Origin of the sequence: Synechococcus sp. MIT S9507 (genome assembly GCF_047304715.1) — a bacterium.
Taxonomy (GTDB): Bacteria; Cyanobacteriota; Cyanobacteriia; order PCC-6307; family Cyanobiaceae; genus Synechococcus_C.
This window is the reverse complement of record NZ_CP138970.1, coordinates 1952125-1972789: the sequence shown is the minus strand read 5'-3', so window position 1 is coordinate 1972789 and position 20665 is coordinate 1952125. Positions and strand designations below refer to the sequence as shown.

The window sequence follows — 20665 nt, the reverse complement described above, 5'->3', positions numbered from 1 at the left end:
AATCGCCCGCCCAACACCGGGTGAAGCCTTCAGCTGGAAGGGCAGCGGAGGAAATGCGATCAGGTCACTGACGCCATGTAGAGGGGGTTCCACCAGCCCAAGCCGGCCTGAACTTGTGGCTTTCGTGTGCTTTTAAGGCTTTTTGGACGGGGAGGTGATTCAGTTCCGCCCCTGAACACTCCGCAGAAAAACACCCTCCTCACCATCCACATCCAGCAGTCTGAGCTCGATGGTTTCGGTCCGCCTGGTGGGAACGGACCGACCACAGAAATCCGGCTGAATCGGCAACTCCCGATGACCGCGGTCCACCATCACCAGCAGCATCACGCGGCGTGGCCGCCCCCAGGCCTGGATCGCCTCGAGAGCTGCACGCACGGTGCGGCCGGTGAAAATCACATCATCGACCAGCAGAACATCGCGTCCTTCGACACTCACAGGCAACTCGGTCGCTTGAACGGGCCTCATGGCAACCCGCTCGAGATCATCGCGATGAAAGGTGGGATCCAGTGTTCCCTGAGCAATCACCTTGCCGCTCTGCTCCTGAAGGAAGCGTGCCAGTACCGCTGAAAGCTGAACACCCCTGGTGGGTATCCCCAGCAGCAGCAACTGCTCAACATCCCCCACGCATTCAAGAACCTGGGAGGCCAGCCGCGAAAGAGTTCTGCCGACATCCTCGGCGGAAAGAATCTCGATCCGTTCACCGTTCCCAGGCGTCACCATGACCGACTTAATGCGACTGATGACTGTATGTCGGATATCACCCTTGAGATCCGCAAAAGCTGACCTTGGTGAACCAAAGAGTTCACCAAGGGCCGGATCCGGGGGTAACTTATGAATCTAGAGAAGACCTTAAGAACGGATAGGGCTGAGTGAACGTTGTTGATCGCCATGCGGGACGACCAGGCAAGGAGCGATCCATCGCTCCTGTTGTCCTTGCGATCCTGGATGGCTGGGGCGAGCGCACAGAAGCAGATCACAACGCCATCCAAGCAGCACGCACCCCCGTCATTGACGCTCTTCGACACGCCTATCCCCAGACATTGATTCAGGCGAGCGGTTCCTATGTGGGATTGCCCGATGGACAGATGGGCAATTCCGAGGTAGGGCATCTCACCATCGGTGCTGGCAGAATCATTCGCCAGGAACTCGTGCGCATCGGCGACACGGTGCGCGCCAACCAGCTCAGAGACGTTCCGAAGCTCCGTGAACTGGCTGAACGGCTTCGAGCGAGCAACGGCACGCTTCACTTACTTGGGCTCTGTTCGGATGGCGGCGTGCACAGCCATGTGGACCATCTGTGCGGTCTGCTGCACTGGGCGGCCGACGAAGGTCTGAAACACGTTGCGATCCACGCGATCACCGATGGACGTGATACACCGACCCAAAGTGCTCCGACATATCTGAAACAGATTGAGAAAGCGATTCAGGTCAGTGGAGTGGGTGAAATCGCCAGCCTGTGCGGTCGTTACTGGGCCATGGACCGAGATAGGCGCTGGGAGCGCACAGCCCGCTCCCATGAGCTGCTGACCTCTCCTGACGTTGCGTTGAGCTCTCTGTCAGCAGCTGAAGCGCTACAGGCCAGTTACGACAGCGGTATCACCGACGAGTTCGTGGAACCGACACGTCTGCAACCGACCTATCTGAACGATGGCGATGCCTTGCTGATGTTCAACTTCAGACCCGATCGGGCTCGCCAGATCATTCAGTGTCTGGCCCGAGCGGACTTTTCCGATTTCGAACGCCCCCATCAACCTCAGCTGGACGTGGTCACCTTCACGCAGTATGAGGCCGGCCTGCCGGTGGAAGTGGCCTTCCCACCGGAATCCCTGGATGACCTGCTGGGTCAGGTGGTGGCCTCAAGAGGACTGCGCCAGTACAGAACAGCTGAAACCGAAAAGTATCCCCACGTCACGTATTTCATGAACGGTGGCGTTGAGCAGCCGCTCGAGGGGGAAGATCGACACCTCGTGCCTTCCCCACGCGTGGCCACTTACGACCAGGCCCCGGCCATGAATGCCGACACTCTCACTGTGAGCTGCATTGAAGCCATCGAGAAAGGGATCTACTCCCTGGTGGTGATCAACTACGCCAACCCCGACATGGTTGGGCATACCGGCGTGATGGAGGCTGCCACTGAGGCGATCGAAACCGTTGACCATTGCATCGGAAGGCTTCTAGATGCTGTGGGACGCATGGGCGGAACGATGATCATCACCGCAGACCATGGCAACGCCGAGCGGATGCAGGGCGACGACGGACAGGCCTGGACAGCCCATACCACCAATCCGGTTCCATTGATTCTTGTGGAGGGCGAACGCAGAAAGCTGCATGGCATGGGCAACGCTATCCGCCTGCGGGACAACGGCGGGCTTGCTGATATCGCACCGACTCTTCTGCAACTGCTTGGCCTTCAGAAACCCGAGGCCATGACCGGCAGCACTCTGATTGAACCAATCGAGACCCCTGTGCCCTCAAGCGCTCGCCTGCCACAGCCAGTCTGACCGGCTCGGGCATAAAATCTGCAGATGATCACCACCGTTCTTTCCTGGATTTGGATCAGCAGTGGCCTTTTGCTGATTCTCTTCGTTCTGCTGCACAGCCCCAAGGGTGATGGCATGGGCGGGCTTGCAGCCAGTGGCAGCACCTCGTTTACAAGTGCCAGCAGCGCGGAAGCAACTCTCAACCGCATCACCTGGACCACTCTGGCCGTCTTTCTCACACTGGCTGTGATACTGAGTGCCGGCTGGCTGAACTGAATCAAAGAGCCGACATTTCCAGGTCCAGCGACCTCAGGCCCTCGGGACATTCAGGGAAGCCGTCGCGTCGCGGATAAGCCCCCTCATCGCGTTAAGGAACATTATTCCTCAGAGTGTCAGCCTCTTACCTCTCGAAGGATGGCAGACCATGCCCGCGAAGAGACGCCGCAGCCTGAATCAGTGCTTTTTTTACAGCAGAAGCCACAATGCCGCCGGCCCTGAGCAGCACACAACTCACACCCCAGGATCTCGACCCAAGGCGTTAGCCCTTGGCAATAGTTGAGAGACCTTAGAGGCCCTGCAACGAGCACAAAAAAACCCCGCAAGAGCGGGGTTTGACGGGTCGCCTGAGCGAAACTGCAGGAAAAGCCGCGACTCAGTAGTCGAAGTCGCCACCACCCATGCCACCACCTGCTGGTGCAGCTTCCTTCTTCTCGGGAAGATCAGCAACGATGCACTCCGTGGTCAGCACCATGCCTGCGATTGAGGCAGCGTTCTGCAGACCGGAACGGGTCACTTTCGCTGGATCCACAATGCCGGCAGCCAGCATGTCGACATAGTCGCCGTTGGCAGCGTTGTAACCGTCATTGAAGGTCTTGGCCTTCACATTTTCAGCGACTACCGCGCCGTTGACTCCTGCGTTCTCAGCGATGCGCATCAGCGGTGCAGTCAGAGCAGCCGCAACGATGTTGGCTCCGATCAGCTCTTCACCCTCCAGGCTGGATGAGGCCCACTGCTCAAGCGTGGGAGCCAGATGAGCAAGGGTGGTACCACCTCCGGGAACGATGCCTTCTTCAACAGCAGCCTTGGTCGCATTGATGGCATCCTCAAGGCGAAGCTTCTTGTCCTTCATCTCGGTTTCAGTGGCAGCACCCACCTTCACCACAGCAACGCCACCAGCCAGCTTTGCAAGTCGCTCCTGAAGCTTCTCCTTGTCGTAGGTGGACTCGGTTTCATCCATCTGCTTCCGGATCTGCTCGCAACGGGCTTTCACGGCCACGTCGTTGCCTTCGGCCACGATAGTTGTGGTGTCCTTGTTGATGGTCACGCGACGGGCAGTGCCCAGCATCTCGATCTTGGCGTTCTCAAGCTTCAGACCGGCGTCTTCGGTGATCAGCTGACCATTGGTCAGCACAGCCATGTCTTCCAGCATGGCCTTGCGGCGGTCACCGAAACCGGGGGCCTTGACGGCAGCCACATTCAAAACACCGCGCAGGCGGTTCACCACCAGAGTGGCAAGAGCTTCCTTCTCAATGTCCTCAGCGATGATCAGCAGGGGCTTGCCAGTGCGGGCAATCTGCTCGAGGACGGGTACGAGATCCTGCACGAGACCGATTTTTTTGTCGGTGAGCAGGATGTAGGGCTCATCGAGGACGGCTTCCATTCGCTCCGTGTCAGTGGCGAAATAAGGGGAGATGTACCCCTTGTCGAAGCGCATACCCTCAGTGACCTCCAGTTCGGTGGTCATCGACTTGCCCTCTTCCAGGGAAATCACGCCTTCCTTGCCGACCTTGTCCATGGCATCGGCGATCATCCGACCAACTTCCTCGTCGTTGCCGGCGGAGATGGTGCCCACCTGGGCGATGGCATTGCTGTCAGCAATCGGCTTGGCATTTTCCTTGATCTTGTCGACCAGAAAATCCGACGCCTTGTCAATGCCCTTTTTCAGAGTGATGGCGTTGGCACCGGCGGCAACATTGCGCAGACCAGCCTTGACCATGGCATGTGCCAGAACGGTGGCTGTGGTGGTGCCGTCACCTGCTGCGTCATTGGTCTTGGATGCGGCCTGACGAATCAGAGCAACGCCGGTGTTCTCGATGTGGTCCTCGAGTTCGATCTCCTTGGCGATGGTGACGCCGTCATTGATGATCTGAGGTGCACCGAACTTCTTTTCAAGAACAACGTTGCGACCCTTGGGGCCAAGGGTGACAGCAACGGATTCGGCGAGGATGTCGATGCCCTTTTCGAGAGCGCGGCGTGCGTTCTCATTGTAGATGATGCGTTTTGCCATGGGGGCGGGAATGAATGGGAAGGGTTGAGTGAATGACTGCCGGCCTGTCAGAGGCGCGGGGCAGCCGGAGGCCGGTCAGTTGACGATGGCAAGGATGTCCTTCTCAGACAGGAGCACGAATTCATCGCTTCCGAGCTTGATGTCGGTGCCTGCGTACTTGCTGTAGAGGACCTTGTCTCCGACGCCCACTTCGGGGGACTGGCGTGAACCGTCGTCGTTGCGCTTGCCGGGGCCAACCTGAACGACTTCACCCACCTGGGGCTTTTCCTTGGCTGTGTCGGGAAGCAGGATGCCGCCGGAAGTTTTCTCCTCCGATTCCGAAACCTTGACGAAAACGCGATCGCCGAGGGGCTTAACAGTTGAGACGCTGAGAGATACAGCTGCCATGGGTTCTTGCAGAGCAGGGACAGTGCGCCGAAGCGCCGATGCGACTCGAGCTGGCACTCAAGGTCGTCGAGTGCCAACCTATGTCCGGGTTCTGCACTTCGGCCACGGGACAAGCGTGCGGGTGACCGAACAACACCCCCCTTTCACATGACGGTGGTATCGTTGCCCCGCTCAGGACGGGATTGCTCTAGACGCTCCCCTCCCACACCCCCTTACTTATGGCCGCTGCTGCTCCCGCCTCCGCCGGTACCAAGGGCGTTGTCCGCCAGGTGATTGGCCCGGTTCTGGACGTGGAATTCCCCGCCGGCAAGCTGCCCAAAATTCTCAACGCTCTCCGCATTGAAGCCACCAACACCGCCGGCCAGGCGGTCGCTCTGACTGCTGAGGTCCAGCAGCTGCTTGGTGATCACAGGGTCCGTGCCGTGGCCATGAGCGCCACCGACGGGCTTGTCCGTGGCATGGAAGCCATCGACACAGGCGCACCGATTTCAGTGCCTGTCGGCGAAGGAACACTGGGTCGCATCTTCAATGTTCTGGGCGAGCCTGTTGACGAACAGGGTCCCGTGAAGTCGGATGCGACAGCTCCGATTCACCGCTCGGCACCGAAGCTGACTGAACTTGAGACCAAACCGAAGGTCTTTGAGACCGGCATCAAGGTGATCGATCTCCTGGCTCCTTATCGCCAGGGTGGAAAAGTTGGCCTCTTCGGTGGTGCAGGTGTCGGCAAGACCGTGCTGATTCAGGAACTGATCAACAACATCGCCAAGGAACACGGTGGTGTTTCCGTATTCGGTGGTGTGGGTGAACGCACCCGTGAAGGCAATGATCTGTACGAGGAATTCAAGGATTCCGGCGTGATCAACGCCGATGACCTCTCCAAGTCGAAAGTGGCGCTCTGCTACGGCCAGATGAACGAGCCCCCGGGCGCACGCATGCGTGTCGGCCTGTCAGCTCTGACGATGGCTGAGCATTTCCGCGACGTGAACAAGCAGGATGTGCTGCTGTTCATCGACAACATCTTCCGTTTTGTGCAAGCAGGCTCTGAAGTCTCCGCACTTCTTGGACGGATGCCATCAGCTGTGGGCTACCAGCCGACCCTCGGAACCGACGTCGGTGAACTTCAGGAACGAATCACCTCCACCCTCGAGGGCTCCATCACCTCGATCCAGGCGGTTTATGTTCCTGCTGACGACCTGACTGATCCGGCGCCAGCCACCACATTCGCTCACCTCGATGCCACCACAGTGCTGAACCGTGGCCTTGCATCCAAGGGCATCTATCCAGCGGTTGACCCCCTCGACTCCACCAGCACCATGCTTCAGCCCGCAGTTGTGGGTGACGAGCATTACCGCACTGCTCGCAGCGTTCAGTCCACCCTGCAGCGGTACAAGGAACTGCAGGACATCATTGCCATCCTCGGTCTCGATGAACTCTCCGAGGATGATCGCCGCACCGTTGATCGTGCCCGCAAAATTGAGAAGTTCCTCTCTCAGCCTTTCTTTGTAGCTGAGATCTTCACTGGCATGTCCGGCAAATACGTGAAACTCGAGGAAACCATCAGTGGTTTCAATCAGATTCTCGCCGGCGAGCTGGATCACCTCCCAGAACAGGCTTTCTATCTCGTTGGCAACATCGATGAGGTCAAGGCCAAGGCCGCAAAGATGGCCGAAGAAGCCAAGTGATCATGATCGGGGCATGGCATTCATGCCCCTGAATTTTCACTTCACTCAACGCTTTTAACCCAAACATTCCATCTCCATGTCCCTCACCCTCCGCGTGCTGGCACCAGACCAGAGCGTGTTCGATGGTTCTGCTGATGAGGTGATCCTCCCAAGCACCACCGGACAGCTGGGCATCCTTCCAGGTCACGTTTCACTTCTGGCGGCACTTGATGTCGGCGTACTTCGTGTTCGTGCGGACGGAAGCTGGAAATCCATCGCACTGATGGGTGGGTTCGCTGAAGTGGAAGCTGACGACGTCACGGTGTTGGTGAACTCTGCTGAGATGGGTAGCTCAATCGATGGCAGTTCTGCTGAAACAGAACTGCAGGCTGCACGCGCAGCCGTGAGCAAACTGGAAGGTCAGCCGACCTCACCCGAGAAAGTGAAAGCCCAGCAAAGCCTTGATCGAGCAAGAGCTCGTGCGCAGGCAGCCATCAACCAGAATTAATTCACTTCTGGGAGAAAAAAGTTATCAGCACAATTAGAGGCAATGCCTCGACAAATTTATCAGTGGTTTACGGAGTGGCCAGATAGCTATCACTATTTTTTGAGCCAACTCAACCGCAATTGACCACTGGCTCAATGCGCCACTAAACCCCAATTTCCTCATTAATTACAAGTCCCTGCAGGTACGAAGCAGGATCAAGAGCAACATTCTTGGGGGTTCTGATCTCGAAGTGAAGATGCGGTCCAGTGCTGCGGCCTGTATTACCCATCCTCGCAATCAGATCACTTTTCCCGACGATGTCACCAACCTGAACAAAACTCTCGTTGCAATGCGCATAACGCGTTCTGTAGCCATCAGGATGTTCAATTTCAATCATCAACCCATAGGCACCTAAAAATCCTGAGAAAACCACACGGCCGGACCGTGAAGCACGAATGGCTGTTCCGATGTAATTCGCGATATCAATACCTGAATGGTGCCGTGACCAGCGTGGTCCAAAACCCGAAGTGAAAACGCCTGATGCAGGCAAGGAATAAGCCTTGGCCGACAACTCGCTCAGATAGTCGGCGAAGGAAGCAAATGAACAGAGCCGAGAAGGCGAATAAGACGATGCATGAGAGGGAGCGAGAGACACCTCGCCTGAGTAAGCCTCGGAGGAATCAACAGCAAGCACTGAAGAAGCACGCAGACAGTATTGCTCGAAAAGCGCGATCGCCGAGCGGTCGTTCAATGATTGGCCAGAATCAGGAAGACTCTTCTTTTCGGTTTTCAAATAAAAGACTGACTTCCCCTGATTCTTGAATTTGTCCTGACCAAAAACATTCAAAACTTCCACGCCTGGCGACGTCAACAAAGCCGCAGAAGACAGACCGAGAGTCAAAGAGGAGGCGAATGAAATCAACCGATCACAAATCTTTGCCAAGATTGTAACAGACTATTTCGAAGCGCAGGCAGCCGTACTGCCTGCCGCCGGTGATCAATATTACGCTCCGGAATGAATAAAAATCATCGTGCATTCGCCTGCGCGCAAAGCACTGCCCGCAAGAGGCCAATCTGCCACCGCAAACTGTTCAAAAGCATAGTTAAAAGTATTTGAGCGCATCATTAATGCAATTCAAACAGGCATTCTCACAACATGATTCATGCAGACAAAACTTTTTCGGAACGCTTGTAAAACTGCTGCTTCAACATTAAAAAAGCAGGCCTTTGCAGCCTGCTTGAAAAAGTTATGACCGACCGAATCAGGCGGTACCGCAGAAGGTCACATCAGGGAATTTTAGCTTGGCATCTTCCAGGCTCTTGCCCTTGCCCTCTTCCTGCCAGTAATTGATGACCTCTGTGGCTTTATTCAACACCTCAACGCGTTCGTTATCGGTGATCCAGGACTTACCTTCAAGTTCACTCTTAAGCGTTTCCCAGGCATCTTCACGAGGCCAGAAGAAGTAGGCGGTCAACGGGCTGGGGCCACCACCAACAATTTGATCAACGGCCAGAGCCACATTGTCGGGCAGCCAGAGAATCTTCAGCAGGAAGCGTCCCTCATCGGCCTTCGGGGTGTATCCGGATGGCACACCATCAGCGTCGATGGTGGCTGAAGCCAGTGCAGCACTACCGCCACGCATCACCGGACGGCCTTCCTTCGGCTCCTGCTGCTGATCAGCCTCTGTGCTCTGAGGAGCCTGATCAGCTGCTGCTGCCTCGGTGGCGACCTCTTGGTCGACGGCAGCGCCTTCGGAAACCGTCATGGTGTCAGCGCTCAAGAATCAATGACAAAGAACTAACCTACCAGCCGTCAAATCCAACCGTCCTGGAAAGGCAGCCATCCACCAGCCAGCTTCTGCTGTTCGACATCGACGGAGTGATCCGTGATGTGTCTGGAAGTTATCGCAGAGCCCTCCAGGCAACCGTGGAGCACTACAGCGGCTGGCAGCCGGCTCCCTCCTGCATCGACGCTCTCAAAGGCGAAGGCCGCTGGAACAACGACTGGGACGCCAGCCTGGAACTGCTGCGCCGACATGGCGACTCGCTGCCTGTCAGAAATGAGCTGATTGATGTGTTCAGTGATTTTTATTTCGGGGCCGATCCCGATGGTGATCCAGGGAATTGGAGGGGATACATCCGTGATGAACCCTTGCTGGTGCGCAGAGATTTCTTTACTGCGCTGGTTCGGAACGGCTGGCGTTGGGGGTTCGTGAGTGGTGCGGAACCTCCATCGGCGCGATTCGTGCTTCAGCAGCGACTGGGACTGGTGAATCCTCCTTTGATCGCCATGGGCGATGCCCCTGACAAGCCTGACCCCAGCGGTCTTGTGCAGCTCAGCGACAGCCTTTTGCCTGATCGCAGCGGGGGTGTGGTCGCTTACCTGGGTGACACGGTTGCCGACGTGCAGACCGTGCTCAACGCCAGGTCCGAACGACCTGACAGGCATTGGATCAGCCTCGCTGTGTCACCTCCGCATCTTCGACCCGGCAGCGATGAACGCAACACCTATGAGCTGCAGCTGAGATCCGCTGGTGCGGATCGGATCCTGTCCAGCACTGAAGCGGCTATTCAATGGTCAATGGACCACCCATGGGCTGAACGTCAGGGTCTCGCAGAATCCGATCGCTGACGCGTCAGGTCCTCTCAGCGCTCCATGTCAGCGACTGCTTTCAGAGCTCCTGAAGTGAGTACTTCATGACCACATGACACTGCGGCAAGGTCCCTGACTGCAACGTCGTCCTCGATTCGGATGCCGATGCCCTTCCAACGCTCGTCAATCGCCGGCTGTCCCTCGGGAACCGCAAGACGATCACTGATGTAAAGACCGGGCTCCACCGTGAGCACGATGCCCGGTTCCAGCTCGACGTGATGCTCACCGAGCCGATAGGCACCAACGTCGTGAACGTCCAAGCCCAGCCAGTGCCCGGTTCGGTGCATGTAGAGATGCCGATAGCTGCCCTGCTCGATCAGACCATCCACCTCTCCCACCAGAAGGCCCAGTTCCACAAGTCCCTCGACCAGAACATGCACGGCTGCGTCATGAACGTCCTCAGCGGTGTGGCCGGGCTTGACCTGGCGAATCGCCGCTTCCTGCGCAGCCAGCACGAGTGAATAAAGCTCGCGTTGCTCCCCACTGAAGCGACCACCCACCGGGAACGTCCGGGTGATGTCACCGTTGTAGTAATCGCGAAGCGAACAGCCGGCATCGATCAGCAGCAGATCTCCGTCCTGAAGAACCGCGCTGTTGTCGATGTAATGCAGAACACAGGCGTTATCTCCACCGGCAACGATCGAGCCGTAGGCGGATCCACGGGCTCCCTGCTCCAGAAAATGCTGCTCGATCAGGGCCTGAATCGTTCGCTCGTTCATTCCAGGACGAACAGCGGCCCTGGCCAGCTCATGGGCCGAGGCTGAAATCCGACAAGCTTCCCGCAGGCGTTCCAGTTCAGCTGGTTGCTTGCGCAGGCGCATCCGATGCAGCAGCGGGCAGGGCGCGATCAGTGCCAGTGCGGCACTGCCGGTGCGCGATGCCCGATCCAGTTGCGCCCCCCATGAACGCAACACCAGGGGTTCGATCGATGGATGACTACCGACGCGGAAGGCGATGCCCTCCGCACCCTCCAGGTACTGCGGCAGCAGGGCATCAAGCTCCACACGCGGATGGGAGAGATCGGCACCGAAGCGCTCGACCGCGCCCTCACAACCCCAACGCCTGCCTGTCCAGACCTCAGCAGCTGGCTCACGCGGATTCACGAAGAGCACAAACCTCTCACCCTCAGGGCGATGTGGCAGGAACAGGGCCACGGCATCGGGTTCGTCGAAACCGGTCAGATACCAGAAATCACTGTTCTGGCGGAAGGGCCATTCCGTATCCGCATGGTGAGTGACCAGGATCGCCGCAGGGATCACCGCCGCGGCCCCACCCAGTTCAGCCATGAACCGCTCGCGGCGATCTGCGAACAATTGCGCATCAAAAACAGGGGCGAGATCAGCCACGGCAGAGACAGGACACCGGAGAAACGTCAGGATGGCAGTCAAAGCGCCCGCGCATGACCTCCGACCTGCTGATCCTTCTCCTGTTGGTGGTGGTGGTGCTGACCGGATCCGCACTCTGCTCAGGAGTGGAAGCTGCGCTGCTCACCGTGAATCCCGTACGGGTGCATGAACTTGCGGCACGGCCGAAGCCTGTTGCCGGGGCACGCAGGCTGGCCCAGCTGCGGTTGCACCTGGGCCGGACCCTCTCCGTTCTGGCGATCACCAACAATGCCTTCAACATCTTCGGAAGCCTGATGCTCGGTGGCTACGCCTCCTGGGTGTTCACCGAGAAGATGGACGCAGGCAATGGAGCGCTGGCGCTGTTTTCAGTGAGCCTCACGGTGCTGGTGATCCTGCTTGGTGAGATCCTGCCCAAGGCGGTTGGAAGCCGACTGGCACTGCCCGTCTCCCTGGCGAGTGCTCCGGTTCTGCACTGGCTCGGCGTGATCATGCGTCCGCTGGTGCTGCTGCTGGAGCGACTGCTGCCTGCCATCACGGAGGAGAGTGAGATCAGCACGGATGAGGAGGAAATCCGCCTGCTGGCGAAACTCGGATCTCAGAAAGGGCAGATCGAAGCCGATGAAGCCGACATGATCTCCAAGGTCTTTCTGCTCAATGATCTGACCGCCCGTGATCTCATGACACCGCGGGTGGCGGCGCCAACCCTTGATGGCTCCTGCAACATCGAAAAGCTGCGCGTTGAACTGCTCGACAACGAAGCTCAGTGGTGGGTCGTGCTGGGCGATGCAGTGGACAAGGTGCTGGGAGTTGCCAATCGTGATCGGCTGCTGAGCGCCCTGGTGCGCAACAAGGGCCACCTCACGCCAGCCGATCTGAGTGAGCCGGCGGAGTTCGTTCCCGAGATGATCCGAGCCGACCGCCTGCTCACCGGATTCCAGCGCGACACCAGCGGCGTACGCGTGGTGGTGGATGAATTCGGAGGCTTCGTTGGTGTGATTGGCCCGGAGGCTGTACTGGCTGTGCTGGCCGGCTGGTGGAGGAAAACCTCCGGCGAGGCAGCGTCATGAGCGCCACAGAGACGCGCTGCAGAGATCTGCTGCGGGGTTGGCGAGAACGGCTGGAGTTCAACCAGCGGGAACAGGGACTTCTGGCAGGTGGGCTGCAGCTTCTGGATCGCCAACTCGATCGCCTTGAGCGAAGCAAGCTGCGGATCTCAGTGTTCGGCCGCGTGGGCGTCGGCAAGTCCAGTCTGGTGAACGCTCTGGTGGGCCGGGAACTGATGGCCACGGATGTCGCCCACGGCTGCACACGTCAGCAGCAGGCCGCGGCCTGGCCAAGACCCGTTCCAGGCCTGCGGACGGTCGAACTGGTTGACACTCCTGGCATCGATGAAGTGGACGGGCCTGCGCGGGCACGACTGGCTGCCAGGGTTGCCCTCCATGCCGATCTGGTGCTTCTTGTGCTGGACGGCGACATCACGCAGGTGGAACTGGAGGCCCTGGACACGCTCCAGACCATGGGCAAGCCGGTGCTGACCGTGCTGAACCGCAGCGACTGCTGGCCGGCGGATCAGCTGCCGGATCTGCTGCGCAGCATCCACAACCGACTCCCTGCAGGACTGCAGGCGCCGCTTGCGGTCTCGGCGGCGCCGCGCAAGGCTGTTCAGCTGAGTGATGGCCGCATCCGCAGCCGCGAGCAACCAGCCGATGTGAAAGCACTGGAGATCGGCCTGACCCGTCTGCTGGAACAACATGGCCAGAGCCTGCTGCTGCTCAACAGCCTCAGGCAGGCCACGAGGATTCAGCAGCAGTTGGAGACGGGGAGGCTGCAGCGACGCCGAAAAGAAGCCCAGGGCTTGATCGGGCGCTACGCCGCTCTCAAAGCCACCGGAGTGGCCGCCAACCCGCTGCTACTTCTCGATCTGGCTGGGGGTTTCGCCTGCGATGCCGCCCTTGTTCGCCAGCTGTGCTCTCTGTATGGGCTTCCCCTTGGAGGCCCCGCTGCCCGCAAGTTGATTCGCCAGCTGAGTGGACAGAACGCTCTGCTGGGGGGGGCACAGCTCGGACTCCAGGTCGCCTTGGGCTCATTGCGACAGCTGTTGTTGCTGGCGGCACCCTTCACTGCTGGTCTGACACTGGCCCCTGCCGCACCGGTGGCCCTGGCTCAGGCGGCACTGGCGGTGCACACGACACGCCGCACCGGACGGATGACAGCCCGCTGGCTGCTGGAGGAACGGGGGCGGGGCCGCCGACTTCAGCCGGGTCCAGCCACATTGATGCGGCGCCTGGCACAGACGGATCACGGCATCGTTCTGCTGATGCAGGAATGGCCCCAGCCGCAGACCCGTCAACCGCTGCCATCGCTGTTGCCCTGACCATGGCGGACACAGCCACCGCTGAGATCGCACTGCTCGGGACCAGTGCAGACCCTCCGACGGTGGGGCATCAAGCGCTGCTGGAAGGGCTGCTGACCCAGTTTGACCGGGTCGCCACCTGGGCCAGTGACAACCCGATGAAACGCCATGACGCGGATCTGAAGCTGCGTTGTGACCTGCTGAGAACCCTGGTTGATGCGATCGCCGATCCCAGGCTGCAACTGGCCCAGGATCTCAGCAGTCCCTTCGCGATCTCCACACTGGAACGGGCCAGCCAACGCTGGCCCGACCATCGCCTCTGTTTCGTGGTGGGGAGCGATCTCGCTCCGCAGATCAAAACATGGAAGGAGGCCCAGCGCTTTCTGAAGCACTGCAATCTCGGAATTGTGCCCCGTGATGGATGGCCCCTTCAGCAAGTCACTCTGACGACGCTTCGTCTGATGGGAGCGTCAGCGCGGGTGCTGCCCCTTGGCATTCCCGCTGCGGCCAGTTCTCAGCTGAAACAGAGGCAGGAACGTCAGCAGGTGCCCGAATGTCTCTGGCCGCTGCTGCTGAAGCACAATCTTTATGGCTTCAATGCCTTCAATCCCTGAGTGCCGATGCGTATTGCCCTGGCCCAGATGAATCCTGTTGTGGGCGACTTGCTGGGCAATGCCAACCGCATCCTGAACGCCCTCGACAGCCTGATCAAGACCACCGGAACCGAACCGGAGCTGCTGGTGACGCCGGAACTCTCGCTCTGGGGTTACCCACCCAGGGATCTGCTGTTCAGCCCCACACACCTGCAACAACAACGGCAGGCCCTCGACGCGCTCCGAGATGGACTTGCCGTCAGGCGTTTGGACATCGCGCTTCTGGTTGGTGTGGCCGATGCGGCAGATGACAGCCTGCATCCGGGCCTGTTCAATGCCATCTCCCTCGTGCAGCTGAGCGGGGATCAAGTGGTGGCCAGGAAGCAACTGCTACCCAGTTACGACGTTTTTGATGAGACGCGTTACTTCAGGCCAAGCCATGGCGCCGGGCAGATCACACTGAGCAGCGAACGCCGCGACTGGCGACTGGGAATCACCATCTGCGAAGACCTGTGGGTGGATCAGGAACTGCATGGTCATCGCCTGGTGGGACCTGATCCTGTGGCCGATCTGATCCCCGCAAGGATCGATGCGCTCATCAACTGCTCAGCCTCTCCCTATGGCCGCCGCAAGGCGACTCTGAGACGCCAGTTGGCCGCTCGTGCGGCGCAGCGCCTTGACTGCCCCGTGGTCTACGTCAATCAGGTGGGAGGCAATGACGAACTGGTGTTTGATGGTGCCAGCTTCGTGATGAGCGAGCGCTGCGAGACGCCGCTCCTGGAACTTCCTGACTGCCGTGAAACCACAGAGATCTGGGATGCCGCCGACAGACCACCAGCGGCACTCCATCCATCGGCACGTCATCCATCGGCCATGACGCCATGGATCCAGTCGGGGCAGCAGGAGACGGAGCAGCAGGAGATGGAAACGCTGTTTCGCACCCTGGTCACCGGTGTCAAGGACTATGCGGGCAAATGTGGATTCCAGAGCGCCCTGCTCGGCCTGAGCGGGGGGATCGACTCAGCGCTGGTGGCTGTGATCGCTGCCGCGGCCCTGGGCCCCCATCAGGTGCAAACCCTGCTGATGCCTTCTCCATGGAGCTCGGAGGGTTCACTCAGGGACGCGCTCAACCTGGCGGATCGACTGAACATCGCCCACACCATCGTTCCGATCGAGAACCTGATGGACAGTTTCCAGTCGACATTGACCCCTGCCCTGGAGAGCGCTCCCTCAGGGGTGACAGCCGAGAATCTGCAGTCGCGCATCCGGGGCACCCTGCTGATGGCCATGGCCAATCAGCAGGGTCAGCTGCTGCTCACCACCGGCAACAAATCGGAGCTCGCAGTGGGCTACTGCACTCTCTACGGCGATATGAATGGCGGCCTCGCTGTGATCGGGGACCTATATAAATCAACAGTGTTTTCACTGTGCCGGTGGCTGGACAGCAGCCAGGCAAGCCAGTGTCGCAAGGACCTGTCCCTGCCGGCCGAGGGGGCATTGATCGGCAGCGCAATCCTCGAGAAACCTCCCAGCGCCGAACTGCGTCCAGACCAGAAAGACAGCGACTCACTCCCGGACTACGACCGGCTCGACCCCCTGCTGATCGACCTGATTGAACACCGCCTCAGCGGGCAGCAGCTGACAGCTGCTGGGCATGACCCTGCGGAGGTGCAACGGATTGAACGGCTGTTCCGCAGAGCTGAGTTCAAGCGCAGACAGGCCGCGCCGTTGCTGAAGGTGAGTGCCCAAGCCTTCGGCAGTGGCTGGCGGCTGCCGATCGCGGCTGTCTGAGCCAGATTGAAGACAAGACTCCGTCCCCCATGGCCCATTCCGTCCTGACGGCCCCGATGGCCACTATCGGTGTCCCCACTGAGATCAAAGCCGACGAACAACGCGTGGCGCTCACCCCGGATGCCGTCCGCGAACTGGTGACCCAGGGCCTTGAGGTGCGCATCCAGAACGGAGCAGGCGCAGGAGCAGGCATCAGTGACGACGCCTTCGCTGCAGCGGGGGCCCGACTCGTGGAACGTGAGGAAGCCTGGGCGGCTCACCTGGTGGTGAAAGTGAAAGAGCCGCAACCGGTGGAGTTCAGTCTTCTGCGGGACGACATGGTGCTGTTCACCTACCTGCATCTGGCTGCTTACAGCCAGGTGGGAGAGGCACTACTGGATGCCGGTACCACGGGAGTGGCCTATGAAACGGTTCAGCTGGAGAACGGAAGCCTGCCTCTGCTGGCCCCGATGAGCGAGATCGCAGGGCGACTGGCTGCCCAGGTGGGATCCAGGCTTCTGGAACGCCCCAATGGCGGACGTGGTGTCTTGATCGGTGGATGCACAGGCGTGCGTCCAGCTCGCGTTGTGGTGCTGGGAGCCGGCACGGTGGGTTGGAATGCAGCGCGACTCGCAGCGGCGATGGATGCCGAGGTTCTGCTTCTGGACCGGTCCCCGGAACGGTTGCGCAGCCTTGAAGCCGACCGTCGTGGTCGACTGACCAGCATGGTCAGCAGTCGTGGACTTCTGGAGCGCTTGGTTCCAACAGCTGACCTGTTGATCGGCGCTGTACTCACCCCGGGTGGTCGGGCACCGACATTGGTGGATGAGGAGATGGTGAAGCAGATGACGCCTGGATCGGCGATCGTCGATGTTGCTGTTGACCAGGGAGGGTGTGTGGCCACGAGCCGTGAGACCACGCACACCGATCCAACAGTGTTCATCCATGGAGTACAGCACTATGGCGTTGGCAACATGCCGGGAGCCGTGCCCTTCACCTCAACCGAAGCTCTGGTGAGCGTGACCCTGCCCTACATCCTCGGCATCGCAGGCCGTGGACTGGAGGAGGCCGTCACCGAGCGTCCCGAGTTGCTTTCAGGGCTGAACACCGTGAAGGGTGCGGTCTGCCATCCAGGAGTCGCCAAAGCTCTGGGGGTTCCACCGCGCCACCCGATGGCCTGCCTGCGCTGATTGTTCACTCGAGTGAGCGGATGTAGAGCCACTCTCCTGTTGCTGCGCCATCACGTCTGCGGAACAGCGAGTGTTCCTTCAGCACATGGCGTTGCCCACCGGCGCTGAAGACGGCCTCGAAACGTACGGTGCCCTCAAGATCCTCAGAGCAACCGGCCTCAGAGTCCAGCACGGTGAGGCCATGCCACTGGGTCTGCCGGCAGCTGAGACGCAGCTCCCGACGCCGCTCGACAGGGGTGCGGGCATCGTCGGGATGGGTTGCGATCAGGTACTCCACCTCCGCAAGCACATACGCGGCGTAGCGAGAACGCATCAACTGTTCCGCTGTCACCGCCTTCAGCCTTCCTCGATGCAGAGGACCGCAACACTGGTTCAGCACCAAGCCGCTGCCACAGGGACATGCCCGCACTGGCGGCTTGGCGAAGCCAACTGCCATTAATTCAGCTCCCGCAGAGCTGGGAAGGGACGCCCAAGAGAGGGGATAGCGATGCCCTCGCGCAGAGCAACCAACAACCCGGCTGCTTCCAGATAAGAGGCAGCCTTCAGAACCTGATGCCCCACACCCAGAGCCTCCGCACTGACCGACAACACACCAGGATTGAGAACCGCGATCACAGGAACATTTCGCTCCAGGCAAGCAAACACAGCCTCTCCGCCAAGCGCACCATCGGGCACCACAAGGGCACCCAACTGGTCGGCAACGAGATCGCCAGGCATGCTCGCACTCCCGGCGGAAAGATCCAGCAGATCCGGAGCCCTGCTGAGTCCCACCAGCACACAGGCCAGAAAGGTATGGCCAAGCTCCTCGCCTGCGGCTCGAGGGTCAAGGTCAGCGTCGAGGGGCAGAGGCGCCAGTGCTGGAGCATGGGCGCAGGGAATCTGAAGATGGCGAACCAGCAAGTGACTGATCACCGCTTCAGCTCCCGCGAGACCATCCACGCCTCTGCCGTGGCGGTATGCCGTCAACACCTCACTGGTGAACTCATCGGGGAACCGGGCAACCACAGCGATGGCGGTTGACCCTGCTGCCTTGAGGCGCTCACCCGCTCTCAGCAGCGCATCGGGACGATCCAGAGTGCCCCAGCTTGTGCCGCTACCAGCTGCGCAAAGGTGCACAACAAGAGGGGCATCGGTTGTGACTACTGCGTTGATATCAAGGCCCAGACTGGCTCTGCAACCCTCAGCGACCTGTCGGTGTCGTATCCGCAGATCGCTCTCGATTCCTGCATCCAGCAACAGGCCGATGCGTTGATTGCGCTTGGGACGCAAACCCCAGGCAGAGGAAGCAAAACGGTCGAGCCCGTAACCCTCGACGTAATGAATGCGTGAATCACGCCAATACAGCGAAGCTCCGTTGATCACATTGGGATGGGTGATCAGGCAACCGCTGGCCGCTGCCAGCAGTCGGGCACTCGGCAGGGCATCCCCGGCAAACCCTCCAACCTGACAGCCGATGCCGGTGGGCACAATCATCAGCGTGGGCATCGGCGCCACCGATAGCGTCATGCGTCGATCAGCACAGCTTCAACCTCAAGCGCAGTGGAAGAGCCTTCAGGGGAAGGATCGATCGAGGTGATTGCCCAGCGCAGGGGCTCACCCTCCAGACGCAATTGCTCAAGGACCCAGGAACGCAAGCTTTTCACAGGGAGTGATTCTGGAGTGATCAGCGACATCCTCTTGAACATGAGCTTCAGGGGAACTTTGTTCAATTTTCAGACTCCCGGGCTTCGCGAACAGCAGAACAAGAATATTTGCTTGAAGTCAATGCATGAAGTGAGCCATATCAAACAGCATTGAAAGGTCAAAGATTTCAGTCAATACAACAATTGACCTCCAATATACCGACAGGAATTTGTGTGTTCCAACCTCAGGAGAATGCCAATAAAAGGATTAACATCTGACCAGAAATTTTTCTTTCAAACAGCAAGGAAAGATCACTTTCGCCAATGCATTCCTGATTCCGAAGACTCTTGCCCAATCTGTATCCAACGCAGAAGGCAGGTCGAAAGCATCAACTCAGCTCTGGTATTGGCCGAACTGAGCCTCATACAGAGCATCCTCCTGCCCTGCCGTTGCAGCGAGATCAGAACGCGGAAAGGAGACACAGAGAAGAGCGAAGCCCTCTTGACGAAGATCCTCCTTCACACCCATGGCATCGGGTTGGTGGACCTCGCCCTCCTGGATGCGTGCTGCGCAGGTGGTGCAGACGCCTGCGCAGCAGGAGCTGGGCACTGGCACTCCTGCCGCTTCCGCAGCGGACAAAACGGTCTGATTGTCGCGGCACTGGAAATGATACTGCTGGCCATCCAACTCAATGGTGATGGCATATACAGCTGGAGTGACGTTGCTCATCGTTTCTAGATTGCTCCCATCAATGGGCTTTCGTAAGCGTAGAGGTCGCCTGAAACCAGTTCAGTGTCACTGCCTTCGCAACGTCAAACAAAAAAGCCGGCCATATGGCCGGCTGAAGGACGCAAACAGATTGGCAATGATGCCAAAGCCGATTAGGCCATTGCTGCGGCGCCGCCCACAACCTCAAGAATCTCCTGCGTGATGGCCGCCTGACGCGCCTTGTTGTAGTCAAGGGTAAGCGTCTTGGCGAGAGCCTTGGCATTGTCACTGGCATTGTTCATGGCCGTCATTCGGCTTGCCAGTTCAGAGGCCGCCGCTTCCTGCAACGATCTCAGCAGCTGATTCTGCAGATAAAGGGGCAGGAGCGCATTGAGCAACTGATCCGGACTCTGTTCAAAGACAATGTCCGAAGGCAGCTGAGGCTGGGTGTTGGCCGGACCCTCGCCCGATTCAACGCGGAGCTCTCCATCCTTGGTGGTGAGACGGAAGATCTCGTCATCAGCCTCAGCGATGCCCTGGGGATCCAGGGGAAGCAGAGTCTGAACAACCGGATTGCAACTCACCAGATTGATGAACTTCGTGTAAATGATCTCAACACGATCAGTGCTCCCGGAGAGAAACTCTGCAAAAACCTCATTGGCGATGGAGCCAGCTTCGTCGGCGGTGGGAACCTGCTCAAGACCGGTGAAGGTGGCCTGAATCGGATAGCTCCGGTTGGTGAAATAGCTGATGGCTTTACGTCCGATCAGAACCAGATCAACCTTGTATCCCTTGCCCTGAAGCTCAGCAAAACGCATCTCGGTGCGTTTGATGATGTTGGCGTTGTAGCCGCCACAGAGACCGCGGTCACCGGTGACAGCCACAAGCGTGATGGTCTCGACGTTGCGCTGCTCCAGCAGAGGAGCATCGGCGTCTTCGAAACGCATGCGTGCCTGGAGGTTTTCAAGCAGTCGAGCAAGCCGATCCGCGAAGGGTCGACTGCGCAAAACCTGTTCCTGAGCACGCCGCACCTTTGCCGCAGCCACGAGGCGCATGGCCTCGGTGATCTTGCGGGTGTTTTTGACAGACTTGATCCGGTCTCGGATCTCCTTCAGATTTGCCATGTC

At 59.1% G+C, this 20665-nt stretch carries 21 protein-coding genes; 10 read left to right on the top strand and 11 right to left on the bottom strand.

The genetic code is table 11. From position 1 onward, the window contains the following. Positions 1-159 precede the first annotated feature (159 nt). On the bottom strand, positions 160-720 hold the full coding sequence (gene pyrR, locus SIB83_RS10290) for a bifunctional pyr operon transcriptional regulator/uracil phosphoribosyltransferase PyrR (RefSeq protein ID WP_413405610.1): 561 nt from the start codon (positions 718-720) through the stop codon (positions 160-162). Between the two features lie 149 nt (positions 721-869). Here pyrR and gpmI point away from each other — a divergent pair, with 149 nt between their 5' ends. Both gpmI and secG read left to right on the top strand, forming a co-directional pair. After that, positions 870-2501, top strand: coding sequence for a 2,3-bisphosphoglycerate-independent phosphoglycerate mutase (gene gpmI, locus SIB83_RS10285; protein ID WP_413745751.1), 1632 nt, complete (start codon positions 870-872; stop codon positions 2499-2501). Positions 2502-2525: 24 nt separating this feature from the next. Next, the gene (gene secG, locus SIB83_RS10280) at positions 2526-2756 is read left to right on the top strand and encodes a preprotein translocase subunit SecG (protein WP_413745750.1); all 231 of its coding nucleotides are present in this window, start codon (positions 2526-2528) and stop codon (positions 2754-2756) included. Positions 2757-3132: 376 nt separating this feature from the next. On the opposite strand, the gene groL is transcribed toward secG, so the two are convergent. Continuing rightward, positions 3133-4767 (bottom strand): chaperonin GroEL, encoded by a 1635-nt coding sequence (gene groL, locus SIB83_RS10275; RefSeq protein ID WP_413405604.1) that lies wholly within the window; start codon positions 4765-4767, stop codon positions 3133-3135. A gap of 75 nt (positions 4768-4842) precedes the next feature. Further along, positions 4843-5154: a co-chaperone GroES gene (gene groES / locus SIB83_RS10270; protein ID WP_066911278.1), complete on the bottom strand. Its 312-nt coding sequence runs from the start codon at positions 5152-5154 to the stop codon at positions 4843-4845. Positions 5155-5372: 218 nt separating this feature from the next. Here groES and atpD point away from each other — a divergent pair, with 218 nt between their 5' ends. Together atpD and atpC are read left to right on the top strand one after the other, a co-directional pair. Beyond that, positions 5373-6836, top strand: coding sequence for a F0F1 ATP synthase subunit beta (gene atpD / locus SIB83_RS10265; protein WP_413323568.1), 1464 nt, complete (start codon positions 5373-5375; stop codon positions 6834-6836). A 76-nt stretch (positions 6837-6912) separates the two neighbouring features. Further along, on the top strand, positions 6913-7323 hold the full coding sequence (gene atpC, locus SIB83_RS10260) for an ATP synthase F1 subunit epsilon (RefSeq protein WP_413745749.1): 411 nt from the start codon (positions 6913-6915) through the stop codon (positions 7321-7323). A gap of 142 nt (positions 7324-7465) precedes the next feature. Here the strand turns inward: atpC and SIB83_RS10255 are convergent, their stop codons facing one another. Then, entirely contained in the window at positions 7466-8203 is a 738-nt protein-coding gene (locus SIB83_RS10255; RefSeq protein ID WP_413745748.1) for a M23 family metallopeptidase, read from the bottom strand. A 361-nt stretch (positions 8204-8564) separates the two neighbouring features. After that, a complete protein-coding gene (locus SIB83_RS10250) occupies positions 8565-9068 on the bottom strand; it encodes a 30S ribosomal protein PSRP-3 (protein WP_413405598.1) in 504 nt (167 codons plus the stop codon). 125 nt (positions 9069-9193) lie between these two features. Here SIB83_RS10250 and SIB83_RS10245 point away from each other — a divergent pair, with 125 nt between their 5' ends. After that, on the top strand, positions 9194-9934 hold the full coding sequence (locus tag SIB83_RS10245) for an HAD family hydrolase (RefSeq protein ID WP_413745747.1): 741 nt from the start codon (positions 9194-9196) through the stop codon (positions 9932-9934). A gap of 14 nt (positions 9935-9948) precedes the next feature. On the opposite strand, the gene SIB83_RS10240 is transcribed toward SIB83_RS10245, so the two are convergent. Beyond that, positions 9949-11241 carry an aminopeptidase P N-terminal domain-containing protein gene (locus tag SIB83_RS10240; protein ID WP_413745426.1) on the bottom strand — a complete coding sequence of 431 codons (1293 nt, stop codon included), beginning with the start codon at positions 11239-11241 and terminating at the stop codon, positions 9949-9951. A 113-nt stretch (positions 11242-11354) separates the two neighbouring features. Here SIB83_RS10240 and SIB83_RS10235 point away from each other — a divergent pair, with 113 nt between their 5' ends. The 5 genes from SIB83_RS10235 to ald are packed head-to-tail and all read left to right on the top strand — an operon-like array spanning position 11355 to position 17207. Further along, positions 11355-12368 (top strand): CNNM domain-containing protein, encoded by a 1014-nt coding sequence (locus SIB83_RS10235; protein WP_413405592.1) that lies wholly within the window; start codon positions 11355-11357, stop codon positions 12366-12368. Then, entirely contained in the window at positions 12365-13675 is a 1311-nt protein-coding gene (locus SIB83_RS10230) for a GTP-binding protein (RefSeq protein ID WP_413745746.1), read from the top strand. The genes SIB83_RS10235 and SIB83_RS10230 overlap by 4 nt, the downstream gene beginning before the upstream one ends. A 2-nt stretch (positions 13676-13677) precedes the next feature. Further along, positions 13678-14268: a nicotinate-nucleotide adenylyltransferase gene (locus tag SIB83_RS10225; protein WP_413405588.1), complete on the top strand. Its 591-nt coding sequence runs from the start codon at positions 13678-13680 to the stop codon at positions 14266-14268. 6 nt (positions 14269-14274) lie between these two features. Continuing rightward, positions 14275-16038: an NAD+ synthase gene (locus SIB83_RS10220; RefSeq protein WP_413745745.1), complete on the top strand. Its 1764-nt coding sequence runs from the start codon at positions 14275-14277 to the stop codon at positions 16036-16038. A 29-nt stretch (positions 16039-16067) separates the two neighbouring features. Continuing rightward, a complete protein-coding gene (gene ald / locus SIB83_RS10215; protein WP_413745744.1) occupies positions 16068-17207 on the top strand; it encodes an alanine dehydrogenase in 1140 nt (379 codons plus the stop codon). 4 nt (positions 17208-17211) lie between these two features. On the opposite strand, the gene SIB83_RS10210 is transcribed toward ald, so the two are convergent. From SIB83_RS10210 to SIB83_RS10190, 5 genes are all read right to left on the bottom strand, one after another. Beyond that, entirely contained in the window at positions 17212-17643 is a 432-nt protein-coding gene (locus SIB83_RS10210; RefSeq protein WP_413745743.1) for a YchJ family protein, read from the bottom strand. Beyond that, a complete protein-coding gene (locus SIB83_RS10205) occupies positions 17643-18713 on the bottom strand; it encodes a DUF3326 domain-containing protein (RefSeq protein WP_413745742.1) in 1071 nt (356 codons plus the stop codon). Before SIB83_RS10205 ends, SIB83_RS10210 begins: the two co-directional genes overlap by 1 nt. Then, positions 18710-18916: a hypothetical protein gene (locus tag SIB83_RS10200; protein ID WP_413745741.1), complete on the bottom strand. Its 207-nt coding sequence runs from the start codon at positions 18914-18916 to the stop codon at positions 18710-18712. The genes SIB83_RS10205 and SIB83_RS10200 overlap by 4 nt, the downstream gene beginning before the upstream one ends. 307 nt (positions 18917-19223) lie before the next feature. Then, positions 19224-19559, bottom strand: a complete 336-nt coding sequence (locus tag SIB83_RS10195) for a 2Fe-2S iron-sulfur cluster-binding protein (RefSeq protein WP_413745740.1) — start codon at positions 19557-19559, stop codon at positions 19224-19226. 152 nt (positions 19560-19711) lie between these two features. After that, entirely contained in the window at positions 19712-20662 is a 951-nt protein-coding gene (locus SIB83_RS10190) for a F0F1 ATP synthase subunit gamma (protein ID WP_413405574.1), read from the bottom strand. Positions 20663-20665 lie beyond the last annotated feature (3 nt).

Excerpts from the sequence above, each read along its gene's own strand:
- SIB83_RS10225 (WP_413405588.1), top strand. The coding sequence starts at position 13,678 with ATGGCGGACACAGCCACCGCTGAGATCGCACTGCTCGGGACCAGTGCA.
- SIB83_RS10240 (WP_413745426.1), bottom strand. The coding sequence starts at position 11,241 with ATGGCTGAACTGGGTGGGGCCGCGGCGGTGATCCCTGCGGCGATCCTG.
- groES (WP_066911278.1), bottom strand. The coding sequence starts at position 5,154 with ATGGCAGCTGTATCTCTCAGCGTCTCAACTGTTAAGCCCCTCGGCGAT.
- pyrR (WP_413405610.1), bottom strand. The coding sequence starts at position 720 with ATGGTGACGCCTGGGAACGGTGAACGGATCGAGATTCTTTCCGCCGAG.
- SIB83_RS10190 (WP_413405574.1), bottom strand. The coding sequence starts at position 20,662 with ATGGCAAATCTGAAGGAGATCCGAGACCGGATCAAGTCTGTCAAAAAC.
- SIB83_RS10220 (WP_413745745.1), top strand. The coding sequence starts at position 14,275 with ATGCGTATTGCCCTGGCCCAGATGAATCCTGTTGTGGGCGACTTGCTG.
- SIB83_RS10195 (WP_413745740.1), bottom strand. The coding sequence starts at position 19,559 with ATGAGCAACGTCACTCCAGCTGTATATGCCATCACCATTGAGTTGGAT.
- SIB83_RS10235 (WP_413405592.1), top strand. The coding sequence starts at position 11,355 with ATGACCTCCGACCTGCTGATCCTTCTCCTGTTGGTGGTGGTGGTGCTG.
- secG (WP_413745750.1), top strand. The coding sequence starts at position 2,526 with ATGATCACCACCGTTCTTTCCTGGATTTGGATCAGCAGTGGCCTTTTG.
- groL (WP_413405604.1), bottom strand. The coding sequence starts at position 4,767 with ATGGCAAAACGCATCATCTACAATGAGAACGCACGCCGCGCTCTCGAA.
- SIB83_RS10205 (WP_413745742.1), bottom strand. The coding sequence starts at position 18,713 with ATGACGCTATCGGTGGCGCCGATGCCCACGCTGATGATTGTGCCCACC.
- ald (WP_413745744.1), top strand. The coding sequence starts at position 16,068 with ATGGCCCATTCCGTCCTGACGGCCCCGATGGCCACTATCGGTGTCCCC.
- atpD (WP_413323568.1), top strand. The coding sequence starts at position 5,373 with ATGGCCGCTGCTGCTCCCGCCTCCGCCGGTACCAAGGGCGTTGTCCGC.
- SIB83_RS10230 (WP_413745746.1), top strand. The coding sequence starts at position 12,365 with ATGAGCGCCACAGAGACGCGCTGCAGAGATCTGCTGCGGGGTTGGCGA.
- atpC (WP_413745749.1), top strand. The coding sequence starts at position 6,913 with ATGTCCCTCACCCTCCGCGTGCTGGCACCAGACCAGAGCGTGTTCGAT.
- SIB83_RS10210 (WP_413745743.1), bottom strand. The coding sequence starts at position 17,643 with ATGGCAGTTGGCTTCGCCAAGCCGCCAGTGCGGGCATGTCCCTGTGGC.
- SIB83_RS10250 (WP_413405598.1), bottom strand. The coding sequence starts at position 9,068 with ATGACGGTTTCCGAAGGCGCTGCCGTCGACCAAGAGGTCGCCACCGAG.